Source organism: Streptomyces sp. NPDC048473, assembly GCF_043200155.1.
Taxonomy (GTDB): Bacteria; Actinomycetota; Actinomycetes; order Streptomycetales; family Streptomycetaceae; genus Streptomyces.
The window spans coordinates 202,042-221,651 of record NZ_JBICXE010000008.1 but is presented as its reverse complement, the minus strand read 5'-3'; the positions used below and the strand labels follow the sequence as shown (position 1 = coordinate 221,651).

The window sequence follows — 19,610 nt, the reverse complement described above, 5'->3', positions numbered from 1 at the left end:
GCTGACGAGCGAGGGTCATTACGAGGCACCGGGCGCCGTGATGATGCGTTCGGCGGCGGCGCGGGCCGCGCGCACCGATGCGGTGACGGTGCGGGTCAGGGCAGCACGGTGGTCGTGCAGATAGAAGTGGCCGCCGGGGTAGAGGTGGACGCCCTGGAAGTACGGGGAGTGGTCGGCCCATGCCTTGAGTCGCGTGGGCTCCACGACGGGGTCCTGGTCGCCTCCGAAGACGGTGAACGGCAGTGGCGGTGAGCCGGTGGCGGGGTCGCGCGCCCAGGTGTCGACCAGTTTGAAATCGCTGCGGAACACGGGCTCGAACATCTGCCACAGATCGTCGTTGTCGAGCAGCTCGGCGGGGGTGCCGCCGACCGACCGCAGCCAGTCACGCAGTTCGGCGTCGGAGCTCTCGTGCCGTCCTGGGCGGCGCCGGTACTCCGCTCCTCTGGGCGGACCGAAGGCGGAGAGCCCGAGCCAGACCGGCAATGGCCCGCCCTGCGTGGCGAGCCTCAGGGTCAGTTCGTATGCGGCCAGGCCGCCCATGCTGTGCCCGAAGAAGGCGAACGGCCGGTCGAACAGTGGCAGCAGCTCCTCATGGAAGTGGTCGACCAGCTCGTCGACGCGGTCGATCGCGGGCTGATCGCGCCGGTGCGCACGCCCGGGGGCATTGAGCAGACACAGCTCCCAGTCCGGCGGGAACTCCGCTGCCCAATCCCGGTAGAGAAGATGCGAGCCACCGGCGTGGTGGAAGAGGAAGAGGCGCAGGGACGGGTCGGCGACCGGGCTCGGGCAGACGGCGGATCCACGGAACATGGCGGTATGTGTCATGCCCCGGTCCTCCCCGTGGCGGCATGGGGGCCGGGGTCGGTCAGGTCCTGCCGCTCCCGGCGCGGCTCGGCTGAGTCCAGCAACTGCACTCCCATCGTGGCGGATTTACGTCACTTCGCGCGTCAACTGATGTCGCAGGGCGATTGTCGCATTCCGACCATATCCTCGTTGCCGAAACCGGCCGGATCCGCGGACAAGGCACCCACGGCGGACTCCTCACCGCAGGTGCCCTCCAACACACCCGATTCGCCCAGCAGGCCCTGGCGGAAAGGGACGCCTTCGACCTCGAACCCGTCGTGCGTCGCGGCTGTCCTGCCGTCGCCGGACCTACTCCTGCCCCGGCACGACCGCCGGAATGCCCTCGGGGTTCAGCAGCTGCGTCAAATGGCGGGCCGATGCGTCCCAGGACCAGGACTCCTGGGCCCACCGACGGCCCGCGGCGCCCATCTCGGCGGCCTGGTCCGCGTCGAGCAGTATCCGGGTCAGCGCACCCGCGATCGCCGTGGTGTCGGTGCCGTCCACGACCCGGCCGGTCCTGCCGTCGAGCACCGTGTCCGGAGCGCCGCCGGAGTTGCCGACGACCACCGGCAGTCCGCTCGCCGCCGCCTCCAGGAACACGATCCCGAGCCCCTCCGCCTCCAGACCGGCCTTCCTGGTACGGCACGGCATGGCGAAGACATCCGCCGCGGCGTAGTACTGCGGCGTCTCGGTGTGCGACTTTCCGCCCACGAAACGGACCGAGCCCTCGGCGTGGCGGTGCGCCAGCTTGCGCAGCCGTGCCTCGTCCGGCCCCCGGCCGACCACGACCAGCACCGCGTCGGGCACCTCCCGCCGGATCAGCGGCAGGGCGCGGATCAGCATGTCCTGGCCCTTGCGCGGGACCAGACGGGCCACACACAGGATGATGCGCTTGCCGTGCAGGCCCAGCCGGGTCCGCAGCTCGAAGGCGGCGTCGGCATCGGGCCGGTACACCTCCGAGTCGACCCCCGGCACCAACCGGCTCATCCGCGCACGCGGGCCCAGGGACGGCCCGATCCGGGCGCGCGTGTACTGACCGAGATAGGTGACGACGTCCACGCCTTCACCGATACGGCGCATCATCTGACGCGGACCGGGTGTCCTGGCCCACCAGATCTCATGGCCATGGGTGGTTGCCACCATGCGCTGAATCCCACTGCGGCGCAGGGCCGGCGCCATCAGGGCCAGCGGTGCGGCGGCCCCGAACCAGACCCGGTCGCAGCCATGGGCCCTGGCTATCTCGACGGCCCTCCGGGTGACCCGCCCGGTCGGCAGCAACATGCCGCTGGAGTCCCGTACGACAGGGAACGGAAGAGCCGCGTCGTACGCGGTGTCGCCCGGCTCGCGCGAGGTGTACACCACGACGTCGTCGTCCGGTATACGCGTGGCCATGGCGTGCACGAAGGTCTCTATGCCTCCCTGGCGCGGCGGGAAGTCATTGGTGATGACAAGGGTGGAGCCCATGAATGTGTTGGATCCTTCTAGCTGGATAGGGTCGAACGAGTCGAGAAGAGGTAGTTGCGGCAGTCGTCGGTCACGTCGGCAACACGTTCCCAACCCCGGTTCCGCCAGCGGTACATGTCGTAGTCGAGCTCGCCGAGCCGGCTGACGAGGTCGCCCGACTTCATGTCGTACTTCTCGAGGTGGCGGTCCTCGATCTCCAGCAGGAGCGCGGGCCGGTGGCGCAGCAGCGTGCGCCGGGCCCCCGACAGCACGGCTGCCTCCGCCCCCTCGACATCGGCCTTGATGAAGTCGACGCGGTCGAAACCCATCTGGTTGCACAGGCCGTCCACCGTCCGCACCGGTGTGGTCACGGGACGGGAGGTGGGGAATTCGACGTTGGGGCCGGGCCCCGAGGCGCCCTCGGTGAGATAGGCGCGTCCGTGGACGGGCAGCAGACGGCGCCGGGGCAGGCTCATCGTTCCTTCGTGCGCCCGCGCACCGAGAGCCATGCGGTGCACGGTGACGTTGTCGCAGCCGAGGGCGGCTGCAGCGGTCCTCAGCCATTTCGCGGGGCCGTGCAGCGGTTCGACGCTGTGCACCTCTCCCGACGGTCCGGCCAGCGCGGACAGGCTCCAGGTGTAGAGGCCGTACTCGGCTCCGATATCGAGGCAGACAGCGCCCGGCGGCACCAACGGCCGCAGCCCCGCCACTTCTTCTTCCACGAAGTGCCATCGCGAGGATGCCCAGCGAAGCGCGAGCGCGACCGATAACACACGCAGCCCCGGATGCGGGCGACCGCCGGACCGGTGGCCCGAGGGCTCCGGCGGACGTGTCAACCTGCCGCTCATCAAACGCCTTTCAGCCTGCCTGGGCGCACGGATCCTGCTGCCGGAGCGACGCCACACTCGATCGGCGTTCCATCGCATCATCAGATGCGGCGTGATCCATCCCTCTGCGGGAGCAGATTTGGGCCGGCGTCTCAGACCTGAGATGTACAACTCAAGGTTGGACTCCCAGCTGCTGCAATCATCGGGCGCGCCTTCAGGCCGGCCGAGCCGGGATGCGCGCGTTCAACTGTGCCAAGGCGTCAGTTGGGCACGATCAGTTCCCCCTCGGGTTGCGGTCGGCGATCCCTCGTCTCATCTCGGCAGCGTCCGAAACGGACTGCTGCCCCGTCCCCGTGCCCGATGTGAAAGGACCTCAGTACCCGCCGGGGCGCACCAGGCCCGTCTCGTACGCATGGATCGCGGCCTGGGTCCGGTCGCGCAGGCTGAGCTTGACCAGGATCCGGCTCACATGTGTCTTGACGGTCTGTTCGGCCACCACCAGACGCTGGGCGATCTCCGCGTTCGACAGGCCCTGCGCGATCAGGGACAGGACCTCGGTCTCGCGTTCCGCGAGGTTGCCGCTGCGGCCCTTGACCGGGCCGCGGGGGACGTCGGACATCCGGGAGAACTCGGCGATGAGACGCTTGGTGATGTTCGGCGCCAGCAGGGCCTCGCCGGACGCCACCACCCGTACCGCATGGGCGAGTTCCATGGCCGATGCGTCCTTCAGCAGGAACCCGGACGCACCGGCGCGCAGCGCCTCGTACACATACTCATCGAGGTCGAAGGTGGTCAGGACGAGGACCTTGGTGGTGACGGCGGGCGATGCCATGATGCGGCGCGTCGCCTCGATGCCGCCGACCCCGGGCATCCTGATGTCCATCAGTACGACGTCGGGAGTCAGTTCGGCGACCTTGGCGACGGCGTCGATGCCGTCCACGGCCTGGCCGACGACCTCGATGCCGGGTTCGGCATTGAGCAGGACGGTGAATCCCTGACGGACCATCACTTGATCGTCTGCGATCAGTACGCGGGTGGTCGACACGGGTTGTCCTCCACAAGGTCGGCAGGTTCGGCGGCAAGCTTTGTCGATCGCGCCGGCATCAACATCGAGGACGTCCGCATCGAGCACGCCACGAGCCAGCTGACCGGGCTGGTCCACGTCAGCGTCGCACCATGCCTGACGGTGCCCCTGAAAGAGGCTCTCCAGGCCCGGGGCTGGCGGCTGCGCTGAGCACAGGAGGCATCCGGCCCGCGAACACATCGCCGCGTACGAAGGGCGGTTGTACGTCGGTTGCGGTTCGCCGGTCCGACAAGTGAGCGAATATGGCACAGTCGTGCCGGTGGAAGAGCTGCGACCTCAGGACCCCGCGCAAATAGGCGCGTACCGGATTCTCGCCCGGCTCGGCGCGGGCGGCATGGGACAGGTGTATCTCGGCCGGTCGCCCGGCGGACGGCTCGTGGCCGTGAAGGTGATCCGCGACGAGATCAACGATCAACCCGAAGCGCTGGCCCGGTTCCGGCGAGAGGCGGCGACCGTGGAGGCCGTGCGCAGCGCCTACTCCGCCCAGTTGATCGAGGCATCGCTCGACGCGTCCCCGTACTGGCTGGCCACCGAGTACGTGCCAGGGCCCACGCTGCGCGGCGCCGTGGGCACGAGCGGCCCGTTCCCGCCGGACAGTGCCCTGCGGCTGTTCGCGGCGCTCGCCGAGGGGCTGGCCGCGGTCCATGTCCACGGAGTCACGCACCGGGACCTGAAACCGCAGAACGTCATCCTCGCGCCGCAGGGACCGCAACTGATCGACTTCGGCATCGCCCGGGGACTTGAGCAGACGATTCTCACCCGGGACGGAATGGCGCCGGGAACGCCCGGGTACGCGGCGCCCGAGGTCGTCCTGCGCAACGAGGTCGGCCCGGCGGCGGACGTCTTCGCGCTGGGGGCGACGATCGCCTACACGGCCACCGGTCGGCCCCCGTACGGTACTGGCGATGCGGCGGCAGTGAGCTATCGGACGGTGCATGAGGACATCGACCTGGCGGGCGTACGGCCCGCGCTGGCTGCGCTGATCCGGCAGTGTGTCGCCAAGGACCCGGCACAGCGGCCGGAGCCGGCCGCCGTGATCGCCGGATGCGCGGTGGACTCGGCGCTGGCTACGGACGCCCACTACCGCTCGGTGGCCCGCGACACCGAACCCGTGCCCGTGCATGTGAGCACGCCGCCTTCGGCGCCCGAATCGGAGACCGGGGCCCTGACGCGGCCGGAGGATCGCAAGCCGGAGGATCGCGTCGCGGAGCGGACAGCGAAGACCGTACCTCCGGGACCGTCCGACACCACACCGTACGACGGGCCGGATCATCAGCGGCATCCCGCCCGCACCACACGCCGCAGGGGCTGGCTCGCGGCATGTGCGGTGGCGCTCGTCGTGCCGGCGACGGTCTGGCTGCTCCCCGGACAGGACAGCCAGGCCCCCGGAGCCACGCCCACGACCGATGTCACCGCGTCCCGGTCGGTCACCAAGGGTCCGGTCACCAAGGGTCCGGCCGGCCGGCCACCGGACCACATCGTGAACGACCGTGTCTCGCAGGACCGCTGGACCCTCTCGGACGATCCGGAGCAGGCCACCCAGGGCATCGGCTCCTGCGACCTGGCCAGTTTCGCCGAGTCCTCACCGCCGATGGACCTGCAGTCCTCCGTATCGCACACCACCGGCTCGGACACCGCCTCGGTGGCGTTGCGTCCCAAGACCTCCGGACAGGGAAAGCGGCCCGCGCCGTACTACATCTCCGTGGGGGTGCGGCCCCCGCACGAGACCGACCGCGCCACCGGCCGGCCCCTTCGGTCCGTCGGCAAGGGCATCGGCTTCACCAGCAAGCCCGTCGACATCTACTCCCGGTGGTCCTCGGGCGGAACCATCAAACTCAAGTATCCCGACGACTTCCGGGCCCACTTCGGCAATCGGAGCGTCGACGCGATCCCGGTCGGCGACGACAGGGGCGACTGGACCGTGGTGCTGTACCACGTCGAGGGCGGGCCCACGAAATACTCATCCGTCGTGTGCAACGGCTTCCACGCCTGAGACACCGCCATCCGTACGTTCGCGGCCCGAGGACAGCCGGCCGGCGAGTTCCGCGGATGTGAACCGCGTACTGCCCGGCCCCGGAAACGGCGCCCGCGGATCAGGAGTAGAAGTTGCGCTGCCACCGGTGCTCGGCCAGCACGGCGAGCTGGTCGGCGGTGAGCGGACGCCCGTCGCTCAGGGCCGTGTTGCGTTCGACGTTGCGTACGGTGCGCATACCGGGGATGACGGTGGAAACCGCCGGCGAACTCAGTACGAACCGCAACGCGTTCTCAGCGATCTCGTCGGGTGCGATGCCGAGGTCGGCGACGATCGCGGCCACTCGCTGTTCGACCTGTGCCGGGCGGTCGTCGCGGAAGTAGCGGTTGCGCCAGTCGCCCTCGGGGAACGTCGTGCCGGCGGTGATCCGACCGGTGAGGCCGCCCTCGTCCAGCGCCACCCGCACGATGACACCGACGCCGTGCTCCTCACAGGCCGGCAGCAGCGCGTCGGCGGGCGCCTGGTCGAAGAGGTTGTAGATGACCTGCACGCTGTCCACGGCACCGCTGCGTACGAGCGCGAGTGCGTTGTCGGGCTGGTGGTCATTGATGGAGACGCCGAACAGGCGGATCTTTCCCTCCTGCTTCAGTTCGGCGATCGTCTCCAGCCAGTCGCCACGGCCGACCCAGTCATCGCTCCAGACATGGAACTGCAGTACGTCGAAGTGGTCCAGGCCGCTGGTGCGCAGACTGGTCTCCAGGCTTGCGCGGATGTGCTCGCCCGGAAACGTCTCGGCCGGGTCCAGGCCGTCGGGCGCCGGCCACATGCCGTTCTTCGGCGGCACTTTGGTGGCGACGAGCACCTCGTCACCGGCCCACTCGCGGACGACGCGGCCGACGATTCGCTCACTCTCGCCGTAGCCGCGGGCGGTGTCGATGAAGTTCACGCCGAGGTCGATGGCCCGGTGCAGGGCGCGTACGGAATCGTCCTCCGTGGCACCCACCCAGGCGGACTCACCGATGCCCCAGGCGCCGTAACCGATCTCGGACACGGACACTCCACTGCGTCCCAGCTCGCGATAGCGCACCATCATCCTCCACGTCATGGTCCTCGCCCTGGCCGAGCCGAGGCTTCCGCCAGGAATCACGTCGACGATAAGCGACCGGAGCAGCGGGGTCAGGCGGGTTTCCGCGTCGCCGCGGTCACCGGAGGCCGCCGCGGAGGTGGCGCGGAGGCCGGTGCAGGGGCCCGCGGTGCCCGCGCGCTCGGCACCGGATCGTGTTAGGCCTGGAACCTCGAAGCACCGCTTTCGTAGGCCTGCGAGCAAGCGCCGACGCCCTGGCGGCGGCGCGGATCCATGCCGCCCGCCTGGAGGTACGACATGCCTGACCTCTTCATCGGTGGCCACTGGACCGCGGCCGTCGACGGACGGACCCGGGAGATCCGCTGCCCCGCCGACGGCAGTGTGGTCGCCCGGGTGGACGAGGCCGGTCCGAAGGACGCCGCGGCAGCGATCGCGGCAGCGCGGGAGGCGTTCGACCACGGCCCCTGGCCCCGCACCCCCACGGCCGAGCGCGCCGGGCTTCTGCTGCGCGTCGCCGATCTGCTCGCCCGGGACAAGGACGCCCTGGCCCGTGTCGAGTCGCTCGACACCGGCAAGCGGCTCGTGGAGTCCGAGTACGACATGGACGACATCGCCAACTGCTTCCGCTACTTCGGCAGCCTGGTGGGCGCCGGCGGGGTGGACCGCGTCATCGATACCGGCGACCCGGCCGTGGACAGCCGCGTGGTCCACGAACCGGTCGGCGTGTGCGCGCTGATCACGCCGTGGAACTACCCCTTGCTCCAGACGGCCTGGAAGGTCGCACCGGCGATCGGCGCGGGCAACACGTTCGTGCTCAAGCCCAGCGAACTCACGCCGCACACCGCGATCATGCTGATGCGGTTGCTGCACGAGGCGGGGCTGCCGGACGGCGCCGGGAACCTGCTGCTGGGGTCCGGCGCCGAGGCCGGTGCGCCGCTCACCGAGGACCCGCGGGTGGACATGGTGTCGTTCACCGGGGGCCTGGCCACCGGTCGGCGCATCATGGCCGCGGCGGCCCCCACCGTGAAGAAGATCGCCCTGGAGCTCGGAGGGAAGAACCCGAACATCGTCTTCGCCGACGCCGACTTCGACACGGCCGTCGACTTCACGCTGATGGCCGTGTTCCTTCATTCCGGTCAGGTCTGCTCGGCCGGCGCCCGGCTGCTGGTCGAGGATTCGCTGCACGACAGGTTCGTCGACGAGGTCGTGGCGCGGGCCGCACGTATCCGGATGGGCGGCCCGTTCGACCCGCAGGCCCGGACCGGCCCGCTCATCTCGGCGGCGCACCGGGACAAGGTCGAGGCCTACGTGGCGGCCGGCCTCGCCGAAGGTGCCGTCCTGCGGCTGGGCGGCACCCGGCCGGACGACCCGGCGCTCCAGGACGGCTTCTACTACCCGCCGACCATCCTGGACGAGTGCACCGCCGCCATGTCCGTGGTCGCCGACGAGTCCTTCGGCCCCGTGCTGACCGTCGAGCGGTTCCGGGACGAGGACGAGGCGCTGGCCCTGGCCAACGGCACGCTCTACGGCCTGGCGGGGGCGGTATGGACCACCGACCAGGACCGTGCGCGGCGGGTCGCGGACGGGCTGCGGGCGGGCACAGTCTGGATCAACGACTTCCACCCGTACGTGCCCCAGGCCGAATGGGGCGGCATGAAGCAGTCGGGGGTGGGGCGGGAACTCGGCCCGTCCGGACTCCACGAATACACCGAGGCGAAACACGTGTGGCGGAACACCGCTCAGGTACCGAAGCGCTGGTTCGAGTGACCGGCGGGCGGCTCCCGGCCCACCACCTGCCCGTACGGCCCCAGGAGAGACGTCATGCCGCCCGCTCCCCCACCCGAGACCGGCCTGAAGACAGCAGCGTCGTCCGATGACGACGCCCTCACCGAGCTCGGCTACAGACCTGAGCTGAAGCGCACGCTGGGCAACTTCCACACCTTCGCCGCAGGAATCAGCTACATCTCCATCCTGACCGGCACGTTCCAGCTGTTCTACTTCGGTGTCAGCTTCGGCGGACCCGCCTACTGGTGGTCCTGGCCGATGGTCTTCACCGGCCAGCTGATGGTCGCGCTGTGCTTCTGCGAGCTCGCCGGCCGCTACCCCGTCGCGGGCTCGGTCTACAACTGGTCCAAACGCATGGGCGGCCCGCACATCGGCTGGCTGGCGGGCTGGATGATGACGACCGCGACGATGGTCTCGCTGGCAGCCGTGGCCCTCGCCTACCAGCTGACACTCCCCCAGATCTCCAGCGTGTTCCAGGTCATCGGCGACGGTACGGGGAAATACGACGCGGCCGCCAACGCCGTACTGCTCGGCACGATCCTGATCGTCTTCACCACCTTGGTGAACGCCTTCGGAGTGAAGCTGATGGCCACCATCAACTCCTCCGGTGTGTTCGTCGAGCTGATCGCCGCCGTGGTGCTGGTCTTCCTCCTTGCCGCCCACATCACCCGCGGCCCGAGCGCGATCCTGGAAACCCACGGTCTCGGCAAGGGCCATCCACTCGGCTACTTCGGGGCCTTCCTGACCGCGTCGCTCGCCTCGGCGTACGTGATGTACGGCTTCGACACCGCGTCCTCGCTCGGCGAGGAGTCCAAGGACCCGGCCCGCAACGCACCGCGGGCCATCCTGCGCGCGCTCATCGCCTCATTCGTCCTCGGTGGCCTGATCCTGCTGTTCGCGCTGCTCGCCACCCCCGATCTGCAGTCCAGGCAGCTGGCCGAAAACGGCCTCCAGTACGTGGTGAAAGCGACGCTCGGGGAGTCGGTCGGGCTGGCCATTCTGTGGTGCGTGATCGTCGCGATCACCGTGTGCGCGCTGTCGGTCCAGACGGCGGGGCTGCGGCTGGCCTTCGCCATGGCCCGGGACAACAACCTGCCGGCCGGCACCCACCTGGCCAGGGTCAGCCCGCGGTTCCGCACTCCGGTGCTGGCCACCGTCCTGATCGGGTTCGTCGCGATCCTCATCCTGGTGGTCAACATCAAGCAGCCGCAGATCTTCTCCGTGGTCACCAGCATCGCCATCGTCATGATCTACGTCGCGTATCTGCTCGTGACCACGCCCATGCTGGTACGGCGGCTGCGTGGCGAATGGACACCGTCCGGCGGCCGCTTCTCGATGGGACGCCTGGGTCTGCCGGTCAACATCGCCGCGGTGCTCTGGGGAACCGCGATGACCGTCAATCTCCTGTGGCCGCGTGCCTCGGTCTACAACACCACCGGCGCCCAGCACTGGTATCTGCGCTGGGGCGGCGTCCTGTTCGTCGGCGTCGTCGCCGTCGGCGGGTTCACCTACTACTGGTTCGTCCAGCGCATGCGCACCGGCGTGCTCGCCGAACACGCCGTCGGCCGGTCCCTGGCGGAACCCGGCCCGGCGCACGGTGCACCGTGACACGAGAGGGAGCTGACGTGGAGGAGTTCGACTACGTGGTGGTGGGCGGCGGCACCGCGGGCAATGTGGTGGCCGCGCGGCTGAGCGAGGACCCGGCCGTCACCGTCTGTCTGCTGGAGGCCGGGCCGTCCGACGTCGGCGACGACAACGTGCTCCGGCTGGACCGCTGGTTCGGCCTGCTCGAATCCGGCTACGACTGGGACTACCCCGTCGAGCCGCAGGAGCACGGCAACAGCTTCATGCGCCACGCCCGCGCCCGGGTGCTCGGCGGCTGCTCCTCCCACAACTCGTGCATCGCCTTCTGGGCACCTCGCGAGGATCTCGACGAGTGGGCGGCGGCAGGCTGTACGGGATGGGGCTCCGCCGAGACGTACCCGCTCTACCGGCGCCTGGAGAGCAACGACGCCCCCGGCGACCACCACGGCCGCTCGGGCCCGGTGAAGATCCGCACCATCCGGCCGAACGACCCCTGCGGCAGCGCCCTGTTGGAGGCATGCGCGCAGAACGGGATCCCCACCACCACGTTCAACACCGGGACCACGGTGGTGCGTGGCGCGGGCTGGTTCCAGATCAACTCCGACGAGAACAACACACGGCAGTCCTCCTCCGTGGCCTACCTCCACCCGATTCTCGGCAGACGGCCCAATCTGGAGGTACGGACGGAGGTACGGGCCAAGCAGCTGCTGATCGACGCGGACCGGCGCTGCACGGGCGTGACGTACCTCGACCCGGATCTCGTCCACTCGCGCTCGGTCACCGCCCGCCGGGAGGTCGTCGTCAGCTGCGGCGCGATCGACACCCCGAAACTGCTGATGCTCTCGGGCATCGGACCGGCCGGGCACCTCCGCGAGGTCGGCGTGGACGTCGTCCTCGACGCGCCCGGCGTCGGCGAGAACCTCCAGGACCACCCGGAGGGCGTCGTCATGTGGGACGCCAAGCAGCCCATGGTGACCACCTCCGACCAGTGGTGGGAGATCGGCATCTTCACCGGTACCCGTCCCGGCCCGGACCGGCCCGACCTGATGTTCCACTACGGCTCGATGCCGTTCGACATGAACACCTACCGGCGCGGCTACCCGACGAGCGAGAACGCCTTCTGCCTCACACCGAACGTCACCCACGCCCGCTCCCGCGGCACGGTGCGGCTGCGCACCCGTGACTTCCGGGACAAGCCCAGGGTCGATCCCCGCTACTTCACGGACGAGGAGGACGTGCGCGTGATGACCTACGGGCTGCGGCTGGCCCGCGAGATCGCCTCACAGCCCGCACTGGCCGGCTGGGCGGGCGCCGAGCTCGCACCGGGTCCCGATGTCAGGTCCGACGACGAATTGCTGGACTACATCGTCAAGACCCACAACACCGTCTACCATCCTTCGGCCACGGTGAAGATGGGCCCTGACACCGATCCGACGGCACCGCTCGATCCACGTCTGCGGGTCCGGGGCATCAGCGGCCTGCGGGTGGCGGACGGGTCCGCGATGCCGGATCTCATCACCGTCAACCCGTGCATCACCACCATGATGATCGGCGAGAAGTGCGCCGACATGATAAAGGAGGACGCAAAGGGGTAACCCCCGGTCCACGAAGTGCCCTGCGGGCCCGCACACCGCGAACATTCCCTCCACAAGACCTCCCCCCGAGGTGTCCTGAACAGACCTTGCCTTGTCAACTCCGCGCGCTTCAGAGTGGGTTGAGCACCTATGCATCAGGAGTCACAAGCAGACTGCTTGCCCCGGACGGCCAACCGCCCGGGGGCTGACGGGGGAAACTGATGAAGCGCGTGCGATCGAGGTGCCCCGCGACCACGGGCCCGAGCGGTCGCGCACGTCGTAGCGGGCCGACCCGCTGACGAACCGTCTCCCTCTGCCGTCTCCCGGTGCCTTCACCCGGTGCCTGAGAAGGGATAGGAGGGGGAATGCCGACGAATGCAGTGAGCGCTGCCAAGCCGACGTATCCCGGCGTCTACGTCGAAGAGCTTCCCAGCAGTGTCCGCACCATCTCGGCCGTCACCACCTCGGCGACCGCCTTCGTGGGTCACACACGGCGCGGCCCGCTCAACGAGCCGGTGCGGGTCACGAGCTTCACCGAGTTCGAGCGCCGCTTCGGCGGACTGAGCGCACAGAGCGCCGTCGGCTACGCGGTGCACCAGTTCTTCGGCAACGGCGGCACCATTGCCGTGATCGTGCGGGTCGCGAAGGCAGGCACCGGCAAGGCCGCCTGCGCGACCCTCGAATCCACCGAGGGTCACAGCGAGTGCGCTGTCCTCAAGGTGCACGCCAAGGAACCCGGCGTGTGGGGCAACGGCCTGCGCGTCGCCGTCGACTACGACACGTCCCAGCCGGACGAGACGTTCAATCTGCGGGTCTACGACGCCAGGGGCGAGGCCCGCGAATCCTTCACCGGCCTCTCCCTGGATCCGGCCGGCGGCCGCTACGCCCCGATCGTGGTAAACACCGGCTCGCGCCTGATCCGTGTGGATGTCGTCGGCGAGGGCCGCCCGGACCCGTCGGGCACCGTATCCAAGCCATTCGGGCACGAACTGCCGGACTTGACAGTCGACTTGACGGTGAAGATCGGCGAGGTCGAGCGCGAGTTCACGCTGTACGACCCCGAGTGCGACGGCGAGGCTCCGTGCACCGTCACCGAACTGGCGCTGCTTCTCGAACGCAAGCTGCGCGCACTGCCCGACGCGCCCGGCAGGCATGCCTTCGCCGGCGCCGAGGTGACCGCGTTCGGCCGGCGCCTACAGGTCGTCGCAGGCTCCACCGACCCCGCGGACGTGGTCCGCTTCGTCGGTGAGTGCGCCAACGACCTGGGACTGGAGGCTTCGGTCAATCCGCCGGTGTTCCCGCTGGCCGGCGGCCAGGACGGCGAGGCGCCGGGCCCGCGCGACCTGATCGGCAGCGAGACGGACAAGACCGGCATCCAGGCGCTGCGCGATGTCGCCGACGTCAACCTGCTGGCCCTGCCGGAGCTCGCGGCGTACGAGTCGGCCGACGACATGGTCACGGTCGTCTCCGCGGCGCAGCGCCTGTGCGAGCAGCAGCGCATCTTCCTCCTGGTCGATGCCCCCGGCAGCTGGGGCAGCGTGGACGCGGCGCGCGCGGGCCTGTCCGCGTTCGACGCGGTGCGCGGCAACCACGCGGGCCTGTACTTCCCGCATCTGCAGCTCACCGACCCGCTGACCGGGCGGCTTCGCTCCTTCCCGCCGTCGGGCGCGGTGGCGGGCGTGTTCGCGCGAACGGACTCGGAGCGCGGGGTGTGGAAGGCGCCGGCCGGGACGGAGGCGCGGCTCGCGGGCGTGCACTCGCTGACGGTCCAGCTGACCGACCGCGAGAACGGGCTGCTCAACCCACTGGGCGTGAACTGCCTGCGCACCTTCCCGATGGTGGGCCCGCTGGTGTGGGGAGCACGCACGCTGGAGGGCTCCGAGGCTCTCGACAGCGAGTGGAAGTACGTGCCGGTGCGGCGGCTCGCCCTGCATGTGGAGGAGAGCCTGCAACGCGGCCTGCAGTGGGTCGTGTTCGAGCCGAACGACGAGAACCTGTGGCAGCAGATCCGCCTCGGCGCCTCCTCGTATCTGCACACGCTCTTCCGTCAGGGGGCCTTCAAGGGCAGTACGCCGCGCGAGGCGTATTTCGTCAAGTGTGACAAGGACACCACGACGGACGAGGACATCGCGAACGGCGTCGTGAACGTACTGGTCGGCATCGCACCGGTCAGGCCCGCCGAGTTCGTGATCGTCAAGATCCAGCAGACGTCCGGGCAGTTCGAGCTCTAAGGAATACCGAGGAAATTCGATGGCTGAGTTCACGGTCAACGCCCATCGTTTCGATCCGTACAAGAACTTCAAGTTCCTGGTCCTGTGGGACGGTCGTACGGTCGCGGGCATCAGCAAGGTCAGTCCGCTCAAGCGGACCACCGAAGTCGTCAAGCACCGGCACGGCGGCGATCCGAGCTCCCCGCGCAAGTCGCCGGGACGCTCCGAGTTCGAGGGCATCACGCTGGAGCGCGGCGTGACGCACGACCCCGAGTTCGACCGCTGGGCCAACAAGGTCTGGCAGGTCGGCGCGGGGCTCGGCTCCGAGGTGTCGCTCGCGGACTTCCGCAAGGACATCGTCATCCAGGTCCTGAACGAGGCCGGCCAGGTGGCCGTCTCGCACAAGCTCTACCGGACCTGGCCGAGTGAGTACCAGGTGCTCGGCGAGCTGGACGCGAACGCCAACGCGGTGGCGATCCAGAGCCTGAAGCTCGAATGCGAAGGCTGGGAGCGGGACTACGAGGTGCCGGAGCCCGAGGAGCCGTCGTTCCTCAACCCTGCCTGAGCGAAGGGGCATTGAACCACCGAAGGCCGAACGGAACGGACGGGGGCACACATGGCGATCGCCCAGGTCACTGAGCTGCTTGCCACCTGGGAGGCCGGGCTCGACCGGGCCTTTTCCGGGCGTGCCCTGCTCCTGCACCACGCGGCGCGCCCGGACACCGGCGGCGACAGCGAGGCGCTGCTCTCGCTGCCGGTGGGCGCGCGCGAGGCCGATCTGTTCGCGCTGCGCCGGGCCCTGTTCGGCGAGCGGATGCAGGTGCGCCTGGAGTGCGGGGCGTGCGCGGCCGACATGGAATTCGACCTGGATGCCGGGGAGTTCGCCCGGTCGCTGCGTGTCCCCGACGCGTCGCCGGTGCGGATCTCCGAGGAGGGCTGGGAGGTGGAGTTCCGGGTGCCGAGCGTCGCCGACCTCACGGCGGCCGCCCGGCATGCGGACGCGCGCCGGGCACTGCTCGAACGGTGTGTCGTCTCCGTGGTACGTGACGGGGGCGGCGTGTCCGCCGGGGCGCCCGACGACTGGCCCGACGGGGGCGCCGCGCTGGTCGACGTGCTGCCTCCGGCCGTCCAGCGACGCATCGCAGAGGCAGCGGAGAGGGCCGATCCGGCGGCCGACGTGACGCTCGACGTCAGCTGCCCCGACTGCGGTGCGGCGACCCGCGCCGAACTGGACATTGTCTCCTACCTGTGGACTGAACTGGACGCCTGGGCAAGGGACTTGCTGCTCGACGTCCATCTGCTCGCCACTGCGTACGGGTGGAACGAGCCCGAGATCCTGGCGCTCAGCCCACTGCGGCGCCGCTACTACCTGGAGTTGTGTGCGGATGTCTGACTCCTCCGGGCGCGCGCCCGAGGGCGCCGGGGCCCCCGACCACCTCGACCGGCTGCTCGCCCGCCACGCGCCGGGCGCCACGCCGCGCCCCGGGGTGGTGCGGGTACGGCCGCGCCTCGCGGGCCCCTTCGAGCGGGTCGAGGCGGTACGGGCCGGGGCGCCGGAGACACCGGAGCCGCTGTGGCCGAGTACACCCCAAGGGCCTTCTCTTGATGATGAGCTGGCGGATCGTCCCACCTCCCGTGAGGTCCACTTCCGTACGGAACGGGAGCGGACCGTCGTAAGGACCGATCGCGCGTCCCGACCGGAGCGACCCGCCGCGTCCCGCGAGGCGGAGCGGGAGGCCCCCGTGGTGCCGCTGCTGCGGCCCGCCGCAGCGGTGACGCCCAGGCTCGGGCCCGCTCCTGACCCGGGACGTCGGGCGGCGCCTCCCCGAGCGGACGTGCCCGCATCCCGGAGCGCGGCGTCCATGCCCATCCCCCCGGGCACGAACGCCGCTTCCGCCACCGTGCCCTCTCCCCTGCGGCCCAGCGCCTCGGACACGGCGGCGGCGCGGGATGCCGTGCGGCAGGCGGCGGGCAGGCGGTCGGGGCGGGGCGCGGAGCAGGTGGTGCACGTGCAGATCGGGCGGCTGGAGGTGACGGCGGCGCCGTCGCCCTCGGGCGGCGGCCGGACACAAACGCCCGAGGCGCGGCGGCCCGGGGCGGCCGTGAGCCTGGAGGACTACTTGGCGCGGGGGCGTGAGTGAACGACGCGAGGACAGCCGAACGGTTCACAACAGGATCAGGGACTACCGGAGCAGGGACTACCGGAGCAGGGACTACGGGATCAGGGACTGAGGAACTGACGTCATGAGCAACGCACTCGCCATCGCCCACGTCACCCAGGCCCTCGCCCTGCTGATCGAGGCCAATCTGCAGCCCGAGGTCGACATGGCCGTCAAGGTCGAGACCCGCAAGCCGCCCGCCGACCCGCCCACCGAGCCCACCATCACCGTGTTCCTCTACCAGGTCACGCCCAACACCTCGCAGCGCAACAACGATCTGGCCACCCGCGCACCGGACGGCAGGCTGCTCAAGCGGCCCGCCGCGGCGCTCGACCTGAACTTTGTGATCAGCGCGTACGGCGAGGAGACGGAGCTGGTCGGACAGCGGCTCATCGGCAGCGTGGTGCGCACGCTCCACGAGATTCCCGTTCTGCCCCACGACATCATCGAACAGGCCGGTGAGCGCCCCTACTTGACCGGCAGCGATCTGGCCGACGCGGCGCAGCGGGTGCGGTTCGTGCCGACGGTCATGGACATCGACGAGACGTCGAAGCTGTGGGGGATGCTCAACCAGACGCCGTACACACTGTCCGTGACGTACCAGGCGGCGCTGGTCCTGATCGAGGGCCGTGAGACGCCGGCGCCGGCGAAGCCGGTGGAGCGCAGCACGGTTCGGGTGCTGCCGTTCGGGGCGCCGGGGGCGCCGGTTCCGCCCGGCGCGGCCGATGCGGCCGACGGTGGCGAACCGGCCGGGACGACCGGCGCCGGGTCCGACGCGAAGCCCGCCGCCACCGGGCCCGACGCGAAGACCGGCACCAAGCCCGTCACGACGGCCATCGCCAAGAAGCCTGCGAAGGCCGTCGCCAAGGCACCCGCCAAGACGCCCTCCCGGACCCGCAGGTCGACAGCCGCCCCCACCGCCGCCGCCAAGCGCACCACCCCCGACGGAACTGCCACCGGTACGGGCAGCTCCGAGGGCGACGAGAGCTGAGGCGCGGTGCGGGCGACGGGGGCAGGTGAGGACATGGGTGCGTACGAGACGGGCACGGCGGCCGAGCCGGACGACGGGTCGACGCTGTTCGCGGAGGTACGGCGCGTCCTCGCCCTGGTGGACGCCCACGCGGCGCGCGCGCCGCGGGACGGCGGAGCCGGTGACGGATCCCCCACCGCGGCTGCCGGCGACGAGCATCCCGCGCGCGACACCGCCCCTGCCCCCACGGGCGCGGCGGTCGCAGGTCCCGGTGTCGCGCCCCTCGACGCCCTCACTGCCTGCTTCGGTCTCACCCCGTTCGAGCGGGACCTCGTACTGCTCACCGCCGCCTACGAGTTGGACCCCACCACGGCCCCGCGCTGTGCCGCTGCCTGCGGGGATCCCGAGCGGGCGTACCCCACGTTCTCGCTGGCGCTCGCCACGCTGGGCGGGGCGCACTGGAGCGCGCTGACTCCGGTCGCGCCGCTGCGCCGGTGGCGGGTTCTCGACCTGGAGGACGAGACGCGGCTCACCCGGTCCCGGCTGCGGCTCGACGAGCGGATTCTGCACTTCCTGCTCGGCTCGCCCTATCTGGACACCCGGCTGCACGGCCAATTGCGGCGCACTCCGGTGCCCGATGCCCTTCCGCCGTCGTACGACCTCGCGGTGGCCGGCGTCACCGCGGGCTGGACGACGACGGCGCGGCCCGGCGCGCCGCTGCTCGTCGAGGTCGTCGGCGGGGATCTGCGCAGCCGGGCCGACATCGCCGCCGCGGCGGCCGCACGCGCCGGGCTCGGCCTGTACACGATGAGCGCCGAGGACATTCCCACCGACCCCGCGCAGCGCGACCTCCTCGCCCGGCTGTGGCAGCGCGAGGCGATCCTGCTGCCCGCAGCGCTCCTTGTCGAGGTGGGGGAACTGGACCGCGATCAGCACGCCGCGACGGAGGCGTTCCTGGCCGGTGCCGCCGTGCCCGTCGTCGTATCGAGTCCCGATCCCCGGCCGACGGAGCGCCCGCGCGGTCGGCGCGTGAACGTGCCGCACCTGGACGACGAGGAACAGCTCGGGCTCTGGGCGGGTGCGTTCGAGGACGTCGCCGACCTCCAGGAGGGCGAACTTCGTTCACTGGTCGCGCAGTTCCAGCTTCCGCCGCACGTCATACGCTCCGCGGCCGAAGCCGTACGCCGTGATCTGCCGGGCGAGGACGAGCTCGACGCCGCCTCGCTCGCCTGGCGGGCCGGGCTCGACGAGGCCCGCATCGGCATGGACGGACTCGGACGGCGGATCGAGCCGGAGGCGGGCTGGCCCGACCTGGTGCTGCACGAGCGGCAGACCAGCACCCTGCGCGAGATCGTCGCGCATGTGCGCCGGCGTGCGACCGTCCACCAGGAGTGGGGCTTCGCCGCCACTCTGCGCCGCGGCCTCGGCGTCACGGCCCTGTTCGCGGGCGGGTCCGGTACGGGAAAGACTCTTGCCGCCGAGGTCATGGCGAAGGAGCTGGGGCTCGACCTGTTCGTCATCGACCTCTCGCAGGTCGTCAGCAAGTACATCGGCGAGACCGAGAAGAACCTGCGCAAGGTCTTCGACGCGGCCGAACGCGGCGGTGCCCTCCTGCTGTTCGACGAGGCGGATGCCCTCTTCGGCAAGCGCAGCGAGGTGAAGGACAGCCACGACCGGTACGCCAACCTCGAAGTCAGCTATCTGCTGATGCGCATGGAGGTCTACCGGGGCCTGGCCATCCTCACCACCAACATGAAGAAGGCCCTGGACACGGCGTTCATGCGCCGTATCCGCTTCGTCGTCGACTTCCCGTTCCCCGCGGAGCACGAGCGCGCCGAGATCTGGCGCCGGGTGCTTCCACCGCAGACGCCGACGAAGGGCATCGACCCCGAGCTGCTCGCGCAGCTCACCGTCGCGGGCGGCTCGATCCGCAACATCGCCCTGTCGGGGGCATTCCTCGCGGCGGAGGAGGGCGACCGGCTGCAGATGCGCCACATGCTCGCCGCGGCCCGTACCGAGTACGTGAAGCTGGAACGCTCGCTGACTCCCTCGGAGGTCCGCGGATGGGTCTGACA

General features: G+C 70.3%; 16 protein-coding genes. 11 read left to right on the top strand and 5 right to left on the bottom strand.

Going from position 1 to position 19,610, the window contains the following annotated elements:
- Window positions 1-18: 18 nt before the first annotated feature.
- The 4 genes from ACGFU7_RS16900 to ACGFU7_RS16885 form a co-directional block, all read right to left on the bottom strand.
- Window positions 19-825, bottom strand: a complete 807-nt coding sequence (locus tag ACGFU7_RS16900) for a thioesterase II family protein (protein ID WP_393696491.1) — start codon at window positions 823-825, stop codon at window positions 19-21.
- A 327-nt stretch (window positions 826-1,152) separates the two neighbouring features.
- Complete coding sequence (locus tag ACGFU7_RS16895; protein ID WP_393696489.1) at window positions 1,153-2,307, bottom strand: glycosyltransferase family 4 protein; 1,155 nt, start codon at window positions 2,305-2,307, stop codon at window positions 1,153-1,155.
- Between the two features lie 17 nt (window positions 2,308-2,324).
- The gene (locus ACGFU7_RS16890) at window positions 2,325-3,008 is read right to left on the bottom strand and encodes an FkbM family methyltransferase (protein WP_393696487.1); all 684 of its coding nucleotides are present in this window, start codon (window positions 3,006-3,008) and stop codon (window positions 2,325-2,327) included.
- Between the two features lie 478 nt (window positions 3,009-3,486).
- On the bottom strand, window positions 3,487-4,158 hold the full coding sequence (locus ACGFU7_RS16885; RefSeq protein WP_393696485.1) for a response regulator: 672 nt from the start codon (window positions 4,156-4,158) through the stop codon (window positions 3,487-3,489).
- 3 nt (window positions 4,159-4,161) lie between these two features.
- Between ACGFU7_RS16885 and ACGFU7_RS16880 the strand changes: the two genes are divergently transcribed.
- The gene (locus tag ACGFU7_RS16880) at window positions 4,162-4,347 is read left to right on the top strand and encodes a hypothetical protein (RefSeq protein ID WP_393696483.1); all 186 of its coding nucleotides are present in this window, start codon (window positions 4,162-4,164) and stop codon (window positions 4,345-4,347) included.
- A 109-nt stretch (window positions 4,348-4,456) separates the two neighbouring features.
- On the top strand, window positions 4,457-6,190 hold the full coding sequence (locus ACGFU7_RS16875; RefSeq protein ID WP_393696481.1) for a protein kinase: 1,734 nt from the start codon (window positions 4,457-4,459) through the stop codon (window positions 6,188-6,190).
- Window positions 6,191-6,290: 100 nt separating this feature from the next.
- On the opposite strand, the gene ACGFU7_RS16870 is transcribed toward ACGFU7_RS16875, so the two are convergent.
- Window positions 6,291-7,256 carry an aldo/keto reductase gene (locus ACGFU7_RS16870; RefSeq protein ID WP_393696629.1) on the bottom strand — a complete coding sequence of 322 codons (966 nt, stop codon included), beginning with the start codon at window positions 7,254-7,256 and terminating at the stop codon, window positions 6,291-6,293.
- Between the two features lie 294 nt (window positions 7,257-7,550).
- Between ACGFU7_RS16870 and ACGFU7_RS16865 the strand changes: the two genes are divergently transcribed.
- From ACGFU7_RS16865 to ACGFU7_RS16825, 9 genes are all read left to right on the top strand, one after another.
- Window positions 7,551-9,020: an aldehyde dehydrogenase family protein gene (locus ACGFU7_RS16865; protein ID WP_393696480.1), complete on the top strand. Its 1,470-nt coding sequence runs from the start codon at window positions 7,551-7,553 to the stop codon at window positions 9,018-9,020.
- Window positions 9,021-9,074: 54 nt separating this feature from the next.
- Window positions 9,075-10,646, top strand: a complete 1,572-nt coding sequence (locus ACGFU7_RS16860; RefSeq protein WP_393696478.1) for an APC family permease — start codon at window positions 9,075-9,077, stop codon at window positions 10,644-10,646.
- A 17-nt stretch (window positions 10,647-10,663) separates the two neighbouring features.
- Window positions 10,664-12,217, top strand: a complete 1,554-nt coding sequence (locus ACGFU7_RS16855) for a GMC family oxidoreductase (protein ID WP_393696476.1) — start codon at window positions 10,664-10,666, stop codon at window positions 12,215-12,217.
- Between the two features lie 344 nt (window positions 12,218-12,561).
- Window positions 12,562-14,427: a phage tail sheath family protein gene (locus ACGFU7_RS16850; protein WP_393696474.1), complete on the top strand. Its 1,866-nt coding sequence runs from the start codon at window positions 12,562-12,564 to the stop codon at window positions 14,425-14,427.
- A 19-nt stretch (window positions 14,428-14,446) separates the two neighbouring features.
- A complete protein-coding gene (locus tag ACGFU7_RS16845; RefSeq protein ID WP_067023001.1) occupies window positions 14,447-14,971 on the top strand; it encodes a phage tail protein in 525 nt (174 codons plus the stop codon).
- A 51-nt stretch (window positions 14,972-15,022) separates the two neighbouring features.
- Window positions 15,023-15,799: a hypothetical protein gene (locus tag ACGFU7_RS16840; protein WP_393696472.1), complete on the top strand. Its 777-nt coding sequence runs from the start codon at window positions 15,023-15,025 to the stop codon at window positions 15,797-15,799.
- Window positions 15,792-16,547 carry a hypothetical protein gene (locus ACGFU7_RS16835; protein WP_393696471.1) on the top strand — a complete coding sequence of 252 codons (756 nt, stop codon included), beginning with the start codon at window positions 15,792-15,794 and terminating at the stop codon, window positions 16,545-16,547. The genes ACGFU7_RS16840 and ACGFU7_RS16835 overlap by 8 nt, the downstream gene beginning before the upstream one ends.
- A gap of 103 nt (window positions 16,548-16,650) precedes the next feature.
- Window positions 16,651-17,556, top strand: a complete 906-nt coding sequence (locus ACGFU7_RS16830) for a DUF4255 domain-containing protein (RefSeq protein ID WP_393696470.1) — start codon at window positions 16,651-16,653, stop codon at window positions 17,554-17,556.
- A 33-nt stretch (window positions 17,557-17,589) separates the two neighbouring features.
- The gene (locus ACGFU7_RS16825; protein ID WP_393696468.1) at window positions 17,590-19,608 is read left to right on the top strand and encodes an ATP-binding protein; all 2,019 of its coding nucleotides are present in this window, start codon (window positions 17,590-17,592) and stop codon (window positions 19,606-19,608) included.
- The last annotated feature ends 2 nt before the right edge of the window (window positions 19,609-19,610 follow it).

Coding starts and splice junctions, on each gene's coding strand:
- ACGFU7_RS16900 (WP_393696491.1), bottom strand. CDS start 825: ATGACACATACCGCCATGTTCCGTGGATCCGCCGTCTGCCCGAGCCCG.
- ACGFU7_RS16895 (WP_393696489.1), bottom strand. CDS start 2,307: ATGGGCTCCACCCTTGTCATCACCAATGACTTCCCGCCGCGCCAGGGA.
- ACGFU7_RS16865 (WP_393696480.1), top strand. CDS start 7,551: ATGCCTGACCTCTTCATCGGTGGCCACTGGACCGCGGCCGTCGACGGA.
- ACGFU7_RS16860 (WP_393696478.1), top strand. CDS start 9,075: ATGCCGCCCGCTCCCCCACCCGAGACCGGCCTGAAGACAGCAGCGTCG.
- ACGFU7_RS16850 (WP_393696474.1), top strand. CDS start 12,562: ATGCCGACGAATGCAGTGAGCGCTGCCAAGCCGACGTATCCCGGCGTC.
- ACGFU7_RS16845 (WP_067023001.1), top strand. CDS start 14,447: ATGGCTGAGTTCACGGTCAACGCCCATCGTTTCGATCCGTACAAGAAC.
- ACGFU7_RS16840 (WP_393696472.1), top strand. CDS start 15,023: ATGGCGATCGCCCAGGTCACTGAGCTGCTTGCCACCTGGGAGGCCGGG.
- ACGFU7_RS16835 (WP_393696471.1), top strand. CDS start 15,792: ATGTCTGACTCCTCCGGGCGCGCGCCCGAGGGCGCCGGGGCCCCCGAC.
- ACGFU7_RS16830 (WP_393696470.1), top strand. CDS start 16,651: ATGAGCAACGCACTCGCCATCGCCCACGTCACCCAGGCCCTCGCCCTG.
- ACGFU7_RS16825 (WP_393696468.1), top strand. CDS start 17,590: ATGGGTGCGTACGAGACGGGCACGGCGGCCGAGCCGGACGACGGGTCG.